Annotated in this window: 14 protein-coding genes; 3 read left to right on the forward strand and 11 right to left on the reverse strand. The window is 66.4% G+C overall.

Annotated elements, in window-relative coordinates:
- Nucleotides 1-87: 87 nt before the first annotated feature.
- From ABIB25_RS00260 to ABIB25_RS00290, 7 genes are all read right to left on the reverse strand, one after another.
- Nucleotides 88-981 carry an inositol monophosphatase family protein gene (locus ABIB25_RS00260; protein WP_354526400.1) on the reverse strand — a complete coding sequence of 298 codons (894 nt, stop codon included), beginning with the start codon at nucleotides 979-981 and terminating at the stop codon, nucleotides 88-90.
- Nucleotides 978-1,658 carry a glycerophosphodiester phosphodiesterase gene (locus ABIB25_RS00265; RefSeq protein WP_354526401.1) on the reverse strand — a complete coding sequence of 227 codons (681 nt, stop codon included), beginning with the start codon at nucleotides 1,656-1,658 and terminating at the stop codon, nucleotides 978-980. The genes ABIB25_RS00260 and ABIB25_RS00265 overlap by 4 nt, the downstream gene beginning before the upstream one ends.
- Before the next feature lie 5 nt (nucleotides 1,659-1,663).
- Nucleotides 1,664-2,830: an ABC transporter ATP-binding protein gene (locus tag ABIB25_RS00270; protein WP_354526402.1), complete on the reverse strand. Its 1,167-nt coding sequence runs from the start codon at nucleotides 2,828-2,830 to the stop codon at nucleotides 1,664-1,666.
- On the reverse strand, nucleotides 2,830-3,753 hold the full coding sequence (locus tag ABIB25_RS00275) for an ABC transporter permease (RefSeq protein ID WP_354526403.1): 924 nt from the start codon (nucleotides 3,751-3,753) through the stop codon (nucleotides 2,830-2,832). The genes ABIB25_RS00270 and ABIB25_RS00275 overlap by 1 nt, the downstream gene beginning before the upstream one ends.
- A 2-nt stretch (nucleotides 3,754-3,755) precedes the next feature.
- Nucleotides 3,756-4,733 carry an ABC transporter permease gene (locus tag ABIB25_RS00280; protein ID WP_354526404.1) on the reverse strand — a complete coding sequence of 326 codons (978 nt, stop codon included), beginning with the start codon at nucleotides 4,731-4,733 and terminating at the stop codon, nucleotides 3,756-3,758.
- A gap of 37 nt (nucleotides 4,734-4,770) precedes the next feature.
- Nucleotides 4,771-6,057 carry an extracellular solute-binding protein gene (locus ABIB25_RS00285; protein WP_354526405.1) on the reverse strand — a complete coding sequence of 429 codons (1,287 nt, stop codon included), beginning with the start codon at nucleotides 6,055-6,057 and terminating at the stop codon, nucleotides 4,771-4,773.
- Nucleotides 6,058-6,293: 236 nt separating this feature from the next.
- On the reverse strand, nucleotides 6,294-6,665 hold the full coding sequence (locus tag ABIB25_RS00290; protein WP_354526406.1) for an ArsR/SmtB family transcription factor: 372 nt from the start codon (nucleotides 6,663-6,665) through the stop codon (nucleotides 6,294-6,296).
- A gap of 103 nt (nucleotides 6,666-6,768) precedes the next feature.
- Here ABIB25_RS00290 and arsM point away from each other — a divergent pair, with 103 nt between their 5' ends.
- The 3 genes from arsM to ABIB25_RS00305 are packed head-to-tail and all read left to right on the forward strand — an operon-like array spanning nucleotide 6,769 to nucleotide 9,223.
- Complete coding sequence (gene arsM / locus ABIB25_RS00295; RefSeq protein WP_354526407.1) at nucleotides 6,769-7,656, forward strand: arsenite methyltransferase; 888 nt, start codon at nucleotides 6,769-6,771, stop codon at nucleotides 7,654-7,656.
- Complete coding sequence (gene arsB / locus ABIB25_RS00300; protein ID WP_502919727.1) at nucleotides 7,647-8,771, forward strand: ACR3 family arsenite efflux transporter; 1,125 nt, start codon at nucleotides 7,647-7,649, stop codon at nucleotides 8,769-8,771. Before arsM ends, arsB begins: the two co-directional genes overlap by 10 nt.
- Nucleotides 8,772-8,812: 41 nt before the next feature.
- Nucleotides 8,813-9,223, forward strand: coding sequence for an arsenate reductase ArsC (locus ABIB25_RS00305; RefSeq protein WP_354526409.1), 411 nt, complete (start codon nucleotides 8,813-8,815; stop codon nucleotides 9,221-9,223).
- A 383-nt stretch (nucleotides 9,224-9,606) separates the two neighbouring features.
- On the opposite strand, the gene ABIB25_RS00310 is transcribed toward ABIB25_RS00305, so the two are convergent.
- From ABIB25_RS00310 to ABIB25_RS00325, 4 genes are all read right to left on the reverse strand, one after another.
- Nucleotides 9,607-10,680: a methyltransferase domain-containing protein gene (locus tag ABIB25_RS00310; RefSeq protein WP_354526957.1), complete on the reverse strand. Its 1,074-nt coding sequence runs from the start codon at nucleotides 10,678-10,680 to the stop codon at nucleotides 9,607-9,609.
- A 118-nt stretch (nucleotides 10,681-10,798) separates the two neighbouring features.
- A complete protein-coding gene (locus ABIB25_RS00315; RefSeq protein ID WP_354526410.1) occupies nucleotides 10,799-12,598 on the reverse strand; it encodes a DUF222 domain-containing protein in 1,800 nt (599 codons plus the stop codon).
- 613 nt (nucleotides 12,599-13,211) lie between these two features.
- The gene (locus ABIB25_RS00320; protein WP_354526411.1) at nucleotides 13,212-13,481 is read right to left on the reverse strand and encodes a hypothetical protein; all 270 of its coding nucleotides are present in this window, start codon (nucleotides 13,479-13,481) and stop codon (nucleotides 13,212-13,214) included.
- Between the two features lie 115 nt (nucleotides 13,482-13,596).
- Nucleotides 13,597-14,346: an LLM class flavin-dependent oxidoreductase gene (locus tag ABIB25_RS00325; protein ID WP_354526412.1), complete on the reverse strand. Its 750-nt coding sequence runs from the start codon at nucleotides 14,344-14,346 to the stop codon at nucleotides 13,597-13,599.
- Between the last annotated feature and the right edge of the window lie 9 nt (nucleotides 14,347-14,355).

Genomic DNA, 14,355 nt, shown 5'->3' on the forward strand with positions numbered 1-14,355 from the left:
CACGGATCGTGCACGATTGGGTGGAGTCATTTGACGTGTTTCAGGGGTCGGCGACGAAACACCGGCCCACCGTGGGGTCGTGGGTCCTCAGTCGGCAAGTGCGTTGCGCCAGATGGCGCTGAGCTCCTCGGCGACCTGGGGTGCTGCGAGTAGTACGCCGCCGGCGGCAGGCCCGGTGGTGGCGTGACCGTCGGAGTCCAGGCAGACGGCGCCGGCTTCGAGGCCGGCCAGGATCGACGCGAGGTTGTCGATGGGGGAGAAGGTGGAGATGACCGCGCCGGCTGCCCGTCCGGCGGCCACCTGCAGGAGCGTCAGGGCCGAGGAGCCGAGAATTCTGGCGGTGCAGGACCTGGCGGCCAGCTCGTCGATCATCGGAAACATCCCTGGCCATGGCAGGTGCGCCAGTAGTTCGGTGGTGAAGACTGTGCCGGCCAGGGTTGCGGTGCTCGATGCAGCCAGTCTTGCCGGCTCTCCGGTGAGCCGGTAGTCGTCATCAAGCCGCCAGCGCCAGGCGCCGCCGCCGCGGCGTGCGAGCACCAGTTCCCTGCGGACCGGGTGGGTCACCACTCCCAGCAGTGGACCGTCCGCGTCGGTGCAGCACAAGCTGAAAGCGCTCCAACCGAGGTCGTTGGCGTAGTTGGTGGTGCCATCTACCGGGTCGCAGTACCAGGTGAATGCTGCCCGCTCGTTGCCGCCGGCGCCGAACTCCTCGCCGATCAGGCGATGGTCGGGGAACGCGCCGAGGAGGCGGTCGCGAACGTCCAACTCGATCCTGGTGTCCAGCTCCGTCACCAGGTCGGCAGGGTGGGCCTTGGTCGTCACCGCGGTGGCGCGCACGGTGTCGATCGACCTGGCGGCTTCGCAGGCCAGGTCGATCGCCAGCTGCTGCGCCGCGTCCGGAAGCGTTGTGCAGGCCGACGATCCGGTCGAGCGTCCGACGAGCTCGACCGGCCGGTCGCGTGGTGTTGCTGACCCGGTCACGAACTCCTTCTCCCCTTGATCACTGTTTCCAGCAAAGCGATCTCGTTGCTGATGATGGCGTCCGCACCCTGGGCGATCGCGGCCGCCATGTCGGCCGGGTGGTCCACCGTCCACACCGATACCTGTATCCCCTTGGCGTGCATGTCATCCACGATGCCTGCGGTCAGCAGCCGGAAATAGGGGTTGAAGAACGCCGGGCGCCGCTCCCTGAGCAAGTCCTCCGACGGTAGTTCCAGATTTTCCCAGCTCAGTGCGATCCTGGCGGTGGGGGCATGCGCTCGCAGGGGACCGGTGTTTCCTGCGAACAGCATGCTGTCCAGGACACGGAGGCGCTGCAGCTCGTCGAAGGCGGCTGGGCCGATCACCGGGTCCGGTAGGTCGACCATCAGCTGGCACTGCCGCTCGGAGGCCAGCCGCGCGACGTCTGCCAGGGTGGGGACACGTTCTCCGGCCGGACTGGTCAAAGCTCTGACCTGCGCCAGATCCAACTCGGCGAGCAGGTGCGGAACCTTCCACAGTCGGGTCAGCTCGGCGTCGTGCAGGACCATCAACGTGCCATCGCCAGTGGCCCGCACGTCGATCTCGACCATGTCCGCGCCGGCATCGATGGCTGCCGCCACCGACTCCATGGTGTTCTCCCGATGCGCGACAGGTTCGCCGCGGTGGGCGATGGACATCACCCTCATGCTGATCGGTACTTTTCAGAACCGCCTGCTGACGCGGTGGATCGTGAGTTCTCACCGGCGGATTCCTGTTCGGCGACAACAGATTCCTCGTCCTCGACCAGCAGATCGTCGGAATAGACGAGCGCCCTGGTCGCCCGCACCCCCACCACCTGCTCCGGCTGCGGGTCGTCGTCTGAAAACGCTCGCAGCGCGGTGCCATGGGACTGCAGGAGCACTTCGCGGTAGTGGCCGCGTGGGATGACCCGAAGGACCACGGCACGCCCGGTACCCGGTGCGCCGGCGTCGGTGAGCTGGATGTCCTCAGGGCGCACCCAGCAGGAATTCCCGCGCCGGCCGCTGAACGATGCGCATGGCAGTGATCCGCCGCCGGTGAACGGGATACTCCCGGCGACCGGCCCGGATTCGAAGACGTTCATGGTGCCGATGAAACCGGCGACGAACTTGGTTCGCGGCAGCCGGTACAGCTCCGCCGGCGGAGCCAGCTGTTGGATCCGCCCCCCGCTCATCACGGCCACCCGGTCGGCGATGGACAGGGCCTCCTCCTGGTCGTGGGTGACGAAGACGGTGGTGATGCCGAGGCGCTGCTGGATTTCCCTGATCGTCTCGCGAACCTGCACCCGCAGCTGGGCGTCGAGGTTGGACAACGGCTCATCCATCAACAGCACTTCCGGTTCCAGCACCAGGGCCCGCGCGAGCGCGACCCGCTGCTGCTCCCCACCGGAAATCCGGGCCGGCATGGAGTCCCGATGGTGCTGCAGGCCCAGCAGATCCAATGCCCAGTCAGTCTTCTCCTTGATCTGGGCCTTCGTCATCCTACGTACTGCGAGGCCGAACGCGATGTTCTTGGACACCGTCATGTGGGGCCACAGCGCGTAATTCTGGAAGACCGTCGCTGTCGGTCGCCGTTCGGGCTTGGCATGGGTGTAATCGATCCCGTCGATCTGCAGTCGGCCGGCGTCCGGCTGGAGGAACCCGCCGATCATCCGCAGGGTGGTGGTCTTCCCGCATCCCGACGGCCCGAGCAGGCAGACCAGCTCACCCTTGTCCACCGCGAGGTCGAGATGGTCGACGATGGTGCGTCCACCGAGGATTTTGGCGATTCCCTCGAGCTGCAGGCCTGGTGCGGTGGCGTCGGGGTTCGCTGCCCGTCGGGGAGTTGACATCACTTGATCTGAAAACCTTCCGCGAGGTGGCCGCCGAGGATGTGTCTACGCACCAGCAGGAGCAGCAGGATGCTGGGGATGGTGAGCACGATGGCGAAGACGGCCGCCGCCGGCGCCGGGTAGTTGTCGACGAGGGTGTACATCTGGGTGGGCATGGTGATGTACGTCGGCGAGCCGATCAGGTAGGTACCCTGCGCCTCGTCGAAACAGGCCAGAAAGGCCAGGATCAGAGCTACTGCAATACCGGGAATGGCCTGTGGCAGAGTGATTCTGGCAAAGGTCCGGACCGGACCGGCACCGGCATCCCTGGCGGCATCGAGCATGCTCGGCGACACCGAGGCGAAGGCGGCGGCGGGCAGCCACACCATCGTCACAATGGTGCCGAGCAGTTGGATGATCACCACGCCCAGACCGGTCCCCATCAGGTTCAAGGAGTAGAACAGCGTCGCGATCGAGGTGAACAGGCCCATCTTGGGAAACGCGTTGGTCGCGAACAGCCCGATCAGGACGACTCGGCGCCCCGGGAACCTGCGTCTGCCGATCGCGTAGGCGGCCGGCAGACAGATCACCGTTGCGAGTGCGGTCGCCGAAACTGCGAAACGCAGGGAAAGCCAGAAGGAATGGCCGAGTTCGGGTTGCGCGAAGACGATCTTCCACCAGGACAGCGTCCAGGCCTGGGGTAGGAGCGACGGTGCGTTCCAGGTCTTGGCGAAGGCGCCGATGGCGAGCCACACCAAGGGGCCGACGATGAACAGAACCAGCACGATCGAGACCGTCAGGCCCAGGAGCCGCAACAGGACCGAACGGGCGCGTTCGGCGGGGCTGGGTCCTCGTTTGCCGAAGGAGAGCTCGGGGCGGTCGGCGGCGACGCTGATCGATGCTGCATCGACGGCACCGTTGGACAAGGATGGGGCGACAGTCACGACTACATCACGGCCGATGATCTTGCCTGCCTGGCGTTCGCCCAGACGTAGGCCCAGCCGATGAGGATGGCCAGGGCGAACAACACCACGGCCATCGCCTGCGCATCCTGGGGCTGTTGATAGGTGTTGTAGGTCGTCACCATCTGCACTCCCAGCATCGTCGGACTGGCCGGGCCGACCATGAACGGCACCGTGAACGAGCCGAGCACCCCGACACCGGTGAACGTCGCCACGATCACCGTCGGAACCGTGGCCATCGGCACCATCACCGACCACACGGCTCGGCTCATCGAAGCCCCTGCGTCCCTGGCCGCATGGATCAGCGCATCCGGCACGGCCGCCACCCCGGAGGAGATCAGCAGAACGGCAAAGGGTAACGACGTCCAGATCTGCGCGACGATCACACCGGAGGTGTGATAGCTCAACGGCGAGAGATGAAATCCGAGCAGGCTGCCGGCACTACCCCAAAATCCGGTCGAAAGGTAGAAGTTGCGAATCGAGTACGCCCCGATCACCACTGGGATGAACAGCGGGACAATGGCGATCCCGGTGATGAAGCGCCCCCAGCGAGAGCCGGAAAGCCTTGCGTACAGGGCGATTACCCAGGAGATTGCGGTCACGACCACGACGGTGACCACCGTGACAAGAACGGTCACCCACAGATCCGAGCGGAACAGCCGGTCGGCAAACACCTTGCTGAACACGTCGAACGTCGGCGATCCGTTGTTCTGCAGCACGCTCGTCGACAGCAGCGTGGCTATTCCGTTCGGGCCGCCGGTGTACCCGAGGGTGTAGAGAATGCCGGTGACGATGGGGATGCCGACGAAGACGATCACCACCATCACCGGCGGGGAGACCATGAGCCAGCCGGCACCGACCCTCTTGGCGGTACGGCCGGCTGTCCCCGACCGATCGACGACTGTGGGTCGATCGAGGACAGATCGATCTGAAATCGAAGTCTGGTTCAAGGGGGTGGTCATGGACACTCCGGCGGCTCGCACAGGTCGATCAGCACGATCAGCCCTGTGCGACGGCAGTGGCCCACTGCTTCTGCAGATCGGCACTGGTCTTGGATTCCAGGTTTGGCCGCAAATTCTGGGTGTCGATGCCCGCGAACGCCCCTTGTACACCGGCCGGGAGGTCAGAGATTGGAATAGCCGGGAAACCCGCGATGGTGCTGACGATCTGCGACTGCTGAGCCGGCAGCAGGACCCAGTCGATGAACGCCTGCGCGGCCTTCACATGGGCGGAGGACTTGATGATGGCCAGATACGTCGGGCTGCCGTTCAGCGACGGATTGGCGATCTGGGTGACCTTGATCTTCTTGTCTAGCTGCCCGGTCTGCTGCGCGGACAGGAATTGATCCGACCACACGGGCGCCATCTCGATCTCCCCCTTGCTCAGGAGATCAAGCACAGCCTGGTTCCCGTTCGGATAGGTGTTCTGATAGACCGAGGGGGTCAGATCCTTGAGAACGGCCAGACCAGGGGCGAAATTGGAATCCAGCGCGGGGTTGTACGTGGTCTGCATCGACGTCAGCGCGCTGGCGGGAATCTTGGAATCCACGACAGTCTCGACGAAGTTCCCGCCAGATCCACCAGTGCTGGGACTGTTGTAGGTGAACTTCCCAGGGTTGGCCTTGATCCAGGTCAGCAGTTCAGCCAGCGTCTTCGGCGGGTCGGTGACCTTCGTGGAGTCATAGGCCAGGAGCACCGACGACGCACGATAGGGGACCGCCGCGCTCTTCACCGCTGCCATCGCGGTGGGCGAGATCCTGGAGATGCTCGGAATGTCGGCGACCGTGACGGGCTCGGTCAGACCGGCCTGTTGCGCGGCCATGCTGAAGTTGTCGGTCAGGTCCACTGAAACCGGCTGGCCCGACTTGATCGCAGCCGCGACCTTGGCCAGATCCAGATTGGCGTTGGCACTGTGGGTATCGAAGGTGAAGGTGATCTTCGTGTTCGGGCAGACCTTCTCCCACGCCGGGATCAGGTTCTTCTGCCACAGGTTCTGGATGTTGACGTCACCACCCGAAGCGAAGGCGAAACCGTCGCCGCCTGTCGGGCAGTTGAATGCGGCCGAAGCCGCGACTCCGGACCTTCCGGCAACGGTTGACCGGGGCGCGCCCACGGAACCGGAGCCAGCCGCCGCGGACGAGCTCGAACCGGCCGCGCCGGCGGTGGTAGCGGCCACTGGGCTGCTGAGACCAGCGCCGGAACTGACCTGTGTGGAACTACCGCAGGCGGCAAGGATCACGGCCAACGCCGCGACACCTGGAACAAGTAGTAGAGACGTCCTGCGCATGAAGGTGTCCTCCGATCGATGAGGTGCGTCCCAATGGAGCAAGCGCGACGCTACGGTCGGTCGGTACACGATTGGCCCCCCACAAAGTGCCCACTTGGTGAACAGGACACCAACACTTCGTGGGGCTAAGTAGTCACTCCCGAGGGCGGCGCCCGATGGTGCAACCTTGGCAGCCGTCGACGGTCGGCTGGCGTTGACGGCGATGAGGCATGGCATCCGGTATGGTTCGGCCTCGATCAGACGGCCGCACCTTCGGCCGGTTGCTGGCTGGTGAGTACCGCGGCGAGGGAGTCCAGGGCGCCGGGTACCAGCGCGAAATAGGCCCACACGCCACGCTTGTCGCGGGTCAACAACCCGGCATCGACGAGCACTCTGAGGTGGTGTGACACGGTCGGTTGGGTCAGGCCGAGCGGCTCGGTCAGATCGCATACGCACGCCTCGGCGTTCTCGTGCGCGGCGACCATCGAGAGCAGCCGCAACCGGGTCGGATCCGCGATCGCCTTCAATCTTTGCGCCAACACCGCGGCCGTCTCGGCGGTCATCGGCTCCCTGGTCGGCGGCGCGCAACACGCCACCTCGGTCGATGGCAGCTCGGTCCGGGTGGTCATCAGACAAGTATGCACCTGGACATTGACAAACGTCTATGTCTGGGGCCATGGTGGGGACATCGACGTTCATCTATGCAGGCGCCATCTCTGAAAGGAATCGGTCATGCCCACCACCGACGAACTCCGCGAACACGTCCGCGATCGCTACGCCGCTGCAGCAGCCGCTGTCGGATCAAGTTCAGGGCAAAGCTGTTGCGCGCCTTCTGATGCTCTCGCCGTGATCAGCGATGGCGACGAGTCGGAGGTCTTCGGCGCCGGCCTCTACGACGCCGGACAGACCGACGGTCTGCCCGCCGAGGCCGTACTGGCCTCACTCGGGTGCGGCAACCCCCTGGCTGTCGCCGACCTGCGGGCCGGGGAGAGGGTGCTGGATCTGGGGTCCGGCGGCGGCATCGACGTGCTGCTCTCGGCCAAGCGGGTCGGACCGTCCGGGTTCGCCTACGGCCTGGACATGACCGGGGAGATGCTGGAGCTGGCCCGGGCCAACGCCTCCCGTGCCGGCGCCACCAATGTCGAGTTCCTGGAGGGTCAGATCGAGCAGATCCCGCTGCCGGCCGCTTCGATCGATGTGATCATCTCCAACTGCGTCATCAACCTGTCCACCGACAAGCCGGCGGTGCTGGCCGAGATGTTCCGGGTGCTGATCCCGACCGGCCGGATCGGCATCTCCGATGTCGTCGCAGAGGACCACCTCACCGCCGCGCAGAGGGCAGAACGAGGCTCCTACGTCGGCTGCATCGCCGGGGCGCTCTCGGTCACCGAATACCTCGACGGGCTGACAGCGGCCGGATTCACCGGCGCGGAGGTGGTGTTCACCCATCAGGTCGCCGACGGCCTGCACGGCGCGATCGTCCGCGCCACCAAACCCGCGGTTGCCGGCTGCTGCACCCCGGCCGATCACGCTGACTGCTGCGAAATCTCCGCCAAGACCGACTGTTGTGGGACTTCCAGCGCGGGTGGCACCGCCGCGGCGAGCTGCGGTTGCCGGTGACGACCACGCACATCTCGACAGCCGGGCAACCCGCGGGCCTGGCCAAGCTGTCGAGGCTGGACCGGTTCCTGCCGGTCTGGATCATCGCGGCGATGGCACTCGGGTTGCTGCTGGGCCGGGTCATCCCGGGCCTTTCCAGGGGCTTGGATGCGGTGAAGGTCGGGTCCGTGTCGTTGCCGATCGCTATCGGGTTATTGGTGATGATGTATCCGGTGCTGGCCAAGGTCCGCTACCACGAGACGCGCAGGGTGACCGGCGACAAACGTTTGCTGATCTCCTCGTTGGTGATGAATTGGATCATCGGACCGGCGCTGATGTTCACCCTGGCGTGGCTGCTGCTGCCGGACCTGCCGGAATACCGGACCGGGTTGATCATCGTCGGGTTGGCCCGCTGCATTGCCATGGTGCTGATCTGGAACGAACTGGCCTGCGGCGATCGGGAGGCCGCGGCCGTCCTGGTGGCCATCAACTCCGTCTTCCAGGTCATCGCCTTCGGGACCTTGGGCTGGTTCTATCTCCAGGTCCTGCCGCGCTGGCTCGGCCTGGCAACCACCACTGCCGGATTCTCCATCGGCGCGATCACCCTCTCTGTCCTGGTGTTCCTCGGGATCCCTCTGGTCGCTGGGTTCCTGACGCGCACCATCGGTGAGAAGACCAAGGGCCGGGAGTACTACGAATCGGTCGTGCTGCCCAAGATCGGGCCCTGGGCCCTCTACGGGTTGCTGTTCACCATCGTGGTGCTCTTCGCATTGCAAGGTGATGCGATCACCACCCGTCCTTGGGATGTCGCCCGCATCGCGCTCCCGCTGGTCGTCTACTTCGCCATCACCTTCGGTGTCGGATTCGGCCTGGGACGGGGCCTGAAACTCGGCTACGCCAAGACCACCACCCTGGCGTTCACCGCTGCCGGCAACAACTTCGAACTGGCCATCGCCGTGGCCATCGGTACTTTCGGGGTCACCTCCGGGCAGGCCCTGGCCGGCGTCGTCGGCCCACTCATCGAAGTCCCCGCCCTGGTCGCTCTGGTCTATGCGGCGTTGTGGGCCGGCCGACGGTTCTTCCCCGGCGACGCCACCGCGCCGATCACCCCGCGCAACACCTCCGCCGGCTCCTGAACCCCGGCGTTCCGAGTCCCCAAGGAATGGAGCTCCCCCTGATGTCCGACAAGCCTTCGGTGTTGTTCGTCTGCGTCCACAATGCCGGCCGCTCTCAGATGGCCGCCGGGTTCCTCACGGCACTGTCCGACGGCGTGATCGAGGTCCGCTCGGCCGGGTCGTTGCCGGCCCATCAGGTCAACCCCGCCGCGGTGGCGGCGATGGCCGAGGTCGGTATCGACATCACCGCGCAGGTTCCGAAGGTGCTGACCACCGAGGTGGTGCAGGCCTCCGACGTGGTGATCACCATGGGCTGTGGTGACGCCTGCCCCATCTTCCCCGGCAAACGCTACGAGGACTGGGAACTCGACGACCCGGCCGGGCAGGGCGTTGAGGCCGTACGACCGATCCGAGACGACATCCGCAGACGCGTCGAAGCTCTCGTCGCCGAATTGCTCCCGGCCAAGGTCTGACATCGTGATCGCCACCTAGCAGCCACCGACGCCCGGACTGCTCGGCCCGCAGACCATTGACCGTGCTCACCCCGGCCAGTCGGGCCACCTCGTCCCGCCGGAGAACTGGCACGCGCTGAAATGCGCTCCAGGCCGCACGGCCAACAGGTCACCGGAGGAAAGCACGCCGCCTACGACCAGGTGCTGATCGACGCGGCGGCGGCCCACGGCGCCCAGGTCGTCGACCTGCGCGTGTCGTACGGGCAGGAGGCCGACCAGAAGTTCTGGGCCGAGGACGGATCGCATCCCACCCCCAAGGCCTATGTCGACTGGTCGGTGGCGATGGCCGCGGCGGTGCCGCTCCGTGCCGCTGACCTACAGCCAGTGGGGAGCTTGCGAACAGATCACCGCCGTTCCAGCAGGACTGCCACCTCGACGTGCGTAGTCTGCGGAAACATGTCGAAAAGCTTTGCCTCGACTGGGTTCAGCGACGGCATCCTGGCCAGATCGGTGGCCAAGGTCGCCGGGTTGCAGCTGGAGTAGACGACGTGCCGAGCGGCGCCGGCCTCGATCCGGTCAGCGACGGTTGCGCCCAGTCCGCGACGGGGCGGATTGACGATCACCAGATCGGCGTCCAACCGTTGCGTGGCAGCGTCGTCGGCGTCGAAGGTGAAGCGATCCGGATCGGGTAGGTCAGCAGCGCTGCGTCGCGCACTGGACACGGCGTCCGCGGAGACCTCGACGCCGTGGATGGTGTTGGCGGATGCTGGTGCGCAGTGCAGGGCGAAACCGCCGACGCCGCAATACAAGTCGAGGACTGATGTCGGCGCGATCTGAGCAGCCCAGGCGGCGGCCTGCCGGTAGAGACCGGCGGCGACGGCTGTATTGGTCTGGAAGAAGGACTGCGGACCCACGTGCAGGCCGACGTCCCCGAGCCGCATGAGCAGTGTGCTTTGCTCGGTGAGCACAATTTCCTGATCGCCTTCGAGCACAGCTTTGTGTTCCGGATGCAGATTCACCGATGCGACCGCGAGCTGGGGGAGTGCAGACTGCAGATCAGGCAGTCGGCGCCTGATTTCTTCCAGCCGGTCGAGCGACCGCAGGACGAACCGGACGAGCAGCTCGCCCTGGGGTGACGCCGTGACGATCAGGTACTTGATGTCGCCCCGGCGGCGGTTGACATCGTAGGGAACCAGTCCGGTCCGGGCGATGAAGTCGACGAGGGCCGGAAACGCGTCGATCAGCGCCGGCTCGCAGATCCCGCACCGGCGCAGGTCGATGCCCTCGCGGTTCTCGTCCAGGATGCCGATGGACGGATTCTTCTCGTCGCCGCCGACCACCCACTTCGCCTTGTTGCGATAGCCGGACTCTGCGCTGGCAAACGGCTCAGCCCAACGGATGTCCGGGCCTACCGCGTGCAGCGCCCGAGCGGCCAGAGCCTGCTTGTCGGCCAGTTGGCGGTGGTACGGCACGCCCATCAACCGGCATGAGCGGCATTGACCGGCACTGAAGTAGTCGCACTGCACCGTTCCACCATATGGCGAGGTCCGGGTTTGATCAGCGTCTGGCAGACTCCACCGCTGCCCGAGCGGCCGGTCAGGCCGACGGGTCGGTTGTTGGCACCGGGTCGGTTGTTGGCACTGGGTCAGTTGGGGCTGGCGGGCCGGTTGGTGGCGGGTCGGTTGGTGGTGTCGGGTCTGGTTCGGGTGTCGGGTCGGGCCAGTTTTCTGCCGGCAGGGGTGGGTCGGGGGTGGTGTAGGTGTGGCCGGTGGGGGTGGTCCATTGGTTGGTGTGCGGGGTGGTGCGGGTGCTGTGGTGGCCGGCGTGGGTTTTGGCGCGGTGGTCGCCTCGGCATTTGTTGTCCAGGTTGTGGGCGGCGGTCGGTCCTGATGGTGCGGGTTGCAGGTGGTCCAGGTCGCAGCGTCGGCCGGGGACGGTGCAGATGGGGTTGGTGCAGGTGCCGTCGCGGAAGGTGAGGGCGTGGCCGAGTTTGCGGGAGGGGAACCGGCCAAGTTCGGTGGTGGCCAGGAGGTTCCCGGCCTGGTCGGTGAGCAGTTGGTAGAACAGGGTGCCGGGTTGGTGGGCGTAGTCGCGGATGGTGTCGGCGGGGATGAGGGCGGAGCGGTCGGCGAGTTGGCCGGGGGTGTCGGTGTAGCCGAACAGCGATTGGATGGTGATGATGACGCCGATGGTGACCGGTAGCGGCCGCGCGGGGTGCGGTTGGGGGCAGGGGGTGATGACGGGCCGGCCGGGGCGTTCGGGGTCCCGCGGCTGGGTTGCCGGGCCGCCTGGACCGGTGCCGGGTGGCGCGGGGTCGGCGGGGTATGTGGTGGGTTGGGTGCGGGGGTCGGGGCGGAACGCCGACGGCGGCAGGTCCCACTCGTCCTGGACGGCAACGTCCTGCGCGGTCGTGTCTTCGAGGTCGGCATCTTCGGGCGCAGCGTCGTCGGGGACCCTACCGGCGTCCGGGCCGTCGCTGCGCTCGTCGACTGCGTCCTCGGCCTGCCCGGCGTCCGGGCCGTCGCTGCGCTCGTCGACTGCGTCCTCGGCCCGCTCGGCGTCCTCGGCGTCCTCGGCCCGCTCGGCGCGCTCGGGGTCGTCGACTTCGGCGGCGTTCTCGTCGACCGCGTCGTCTTCGACAAATTCGTCGTCTTCCCAGGCGACGTGGCAGCCGTTGCTGACCCGACCCAACACCAGATCGACCAGCACATCGGCGCGGCGCTGCGCCCAGGTCCGCCGATCACCCGGCTCCACCAACCCCGCCACCGCGTTCAACACCTGATCCACCGCATCGGCATCCACCGCCGAGATCGCCGCCGACAAAAACGAGATCCCATCGACATCGGGCCGGACCGAGACGTACCGGTCGGCGAAAGAACGCCGCAACCGCTCGTTCGTCTGATCCGGTTCGACCTTCGCGACGAACTCGTTCAACCAGCGACCCAGCAGCTCCGCGGTCTTGCACGTCGCCACCGGCACCACCAACAAATTCAACAACCGTTTCGAGGAGTCCCGGGTCAGCCGCAGCAACGCACTGCTGATCTTGCCCGCCCGGCGCAGGTCCACATCCCCGGCCAGCCACGCATCCCACACCCGCGGCGCCTCCTCCTGCAGCCGCCGGGTGATCCCCATCGTCCGCTGCACCGAAAACTTGGTGACCTTCACCGCCAGCCCGATCTCCGTCGCCGCGAACTCGCCCGGCTCGTACCGCGCCGAGATCCCCACCCCGGTGCGCTCGGCGATCCGCCGAACGTCCACATCGTGGCGCAACACAGCGAACTGCACCATCAACTCCGCCTGCCGCGCCTGCGCACAGGCCAGAACCCGCTGCTGGCAGGACAACTCATCAACCAACGCAGCCGCCCGCTCGGCCTGCACATCGGTGGCTGTCCCCATACCAAAACCCTAGACCGGACCACCGACAGTCACTGATAGTGATGGGTCGAATGCGAACAGGGTGTCCGCCAGTCGGCGGCGCACCGGCAGGCACGTCTGCGCACCCATTACCGGCCCACCAGCAGGTGCCAGCGTTTCGCGCAGCCAGGTAACTCGGCCATGGCGATTCATCGACGAGGGCCGCAGCAGAATCGAGTCGGTTCCACCGACCGAAGCCCGTCGGCAACAGTCGGACACCCCGTCTGATCACCGGGGAGACTCACCAGCGGGCTGATCGTGCACCCCGAGGCCCGGAAACCCCGGCGGACCGCTGTGGCCAGGGAGGCCCCGGTCGGCCGGAACCCGTCCTTCGGCGTTCACGGCTGAATTTCTGGTCCCATGCTGTCGGGTCTGCTCGGCCAGACGTCGGTAGTAGTCGGAGACGATGGTGAATGACTGGCCGATCGCTGCCAAGAAAGTCGCCGCGGCCTGTTCGACCACCTCGCCCTCCTGCAGTACGAACGCACGAACGCACGAACAGCGCCACGTGCTTCAGCTGGTTGAGAACGCCGGGATCGGAGTCCGTGTAGATGCGCCAGAGGGGGCGCAGGTCCTCGGACACCAGGCCGTCGAGTCAGCTGATCAGGAATCGTCGGTGTGCTTCGAGGACGAATTGAGCCTTGAAAGGCGTGAGCTCCTGGGAATTCTCGCCGCGCACGGCGATGGTGGAGGTGACCGCATGGTCTGCAGCGAGCGCATTTTTCATACCCGCGATCAGGTACACGAATCGGACCCAGACGGTGAACAGCTCCTCCAGCAGCATCGAACGAAGGCCTGTCTCGGTGAGCACCACGCCCCATCGCGCGCCGCACTGCAGCCGCCGGAGGTGGCCCATCTCGTCCATTCCGAGTTGGCGTCGATGTCGGAGTGCTGGTGGTGCAGTACTTTTCGATGGGCAACGGTGGCGTCGAGGCCAAGGAGGTGGCCAAGGATGGCGGGGGGCACTTCCGACCCGCTGTCTACCCGAACAGAGCCCGGACCTCCTCGGGCGCTGGGCCTCCGGGTTCGATCACGACGACGGCGTCGTCGAAACCTGCCTCGGCGTAACGGGCCAGATCGTCGCCGATACGTCCCAGGTCGCCCGGTTCGGCCAGCTGGACGGCACACACGATGGCCCGTCGACCGCCGGAGGCTCGGTAGCGATCGTGGGCGGTGATGATCTCGTCCGTGCTCCGGCGGTAGGCGGATGCCAGCCAGCCATCGAACTCGCGAGCAGCACGGTCCACGTTCGCGCCCCAGGAGCCGAGGAGCAGGGGCGGGCGCCCGGAGACCGGGGCAGGGGCGAGGTCGGCGTGTTCGTCCCGTCCGTTCTCCAGCAGCACCCGCAGGCGCGCCACGTTCGACGTGAACGTGCGGAACCGCGCGGCGTGGTCCCGATCGAGGGTGGCGAAGTCGATGTCGGTCGACCCGGGGCTGACGCCGAGGCTCAAACGGTCGCCGCACACCAGCTGCAACGAAAGGATTCGATGGGCGAGTTCCGCGGGATGATGAAGCGGGACCTGCAGGGTGGCGGTCCCGAGCTCCACTCCTTGCGTCGCAGTGGCCGCCACCGCCAGGGTGACGAACGGATCCGGCACCATGAAGCCGCGCCCGATGATCTCCGGGACCCACAGGCTCTCGAACCCGGCGTCCACCAACTGTTCTGCCCACGGGGCGATCGGCCTCGGGGGTGTCGAGGACAGATGGCCGAGCGTTGCGCCCAGGCGCATGTCGGCTCG

It is taken from the genome of Nakamurella sp. UYEF19, assembly GCF_040546275.1.
Lineage (GTDB): Bacteria > Actinomycetota > Actinomycetes > Mycobacteriales > Nakamurellaceae > Nakamurella.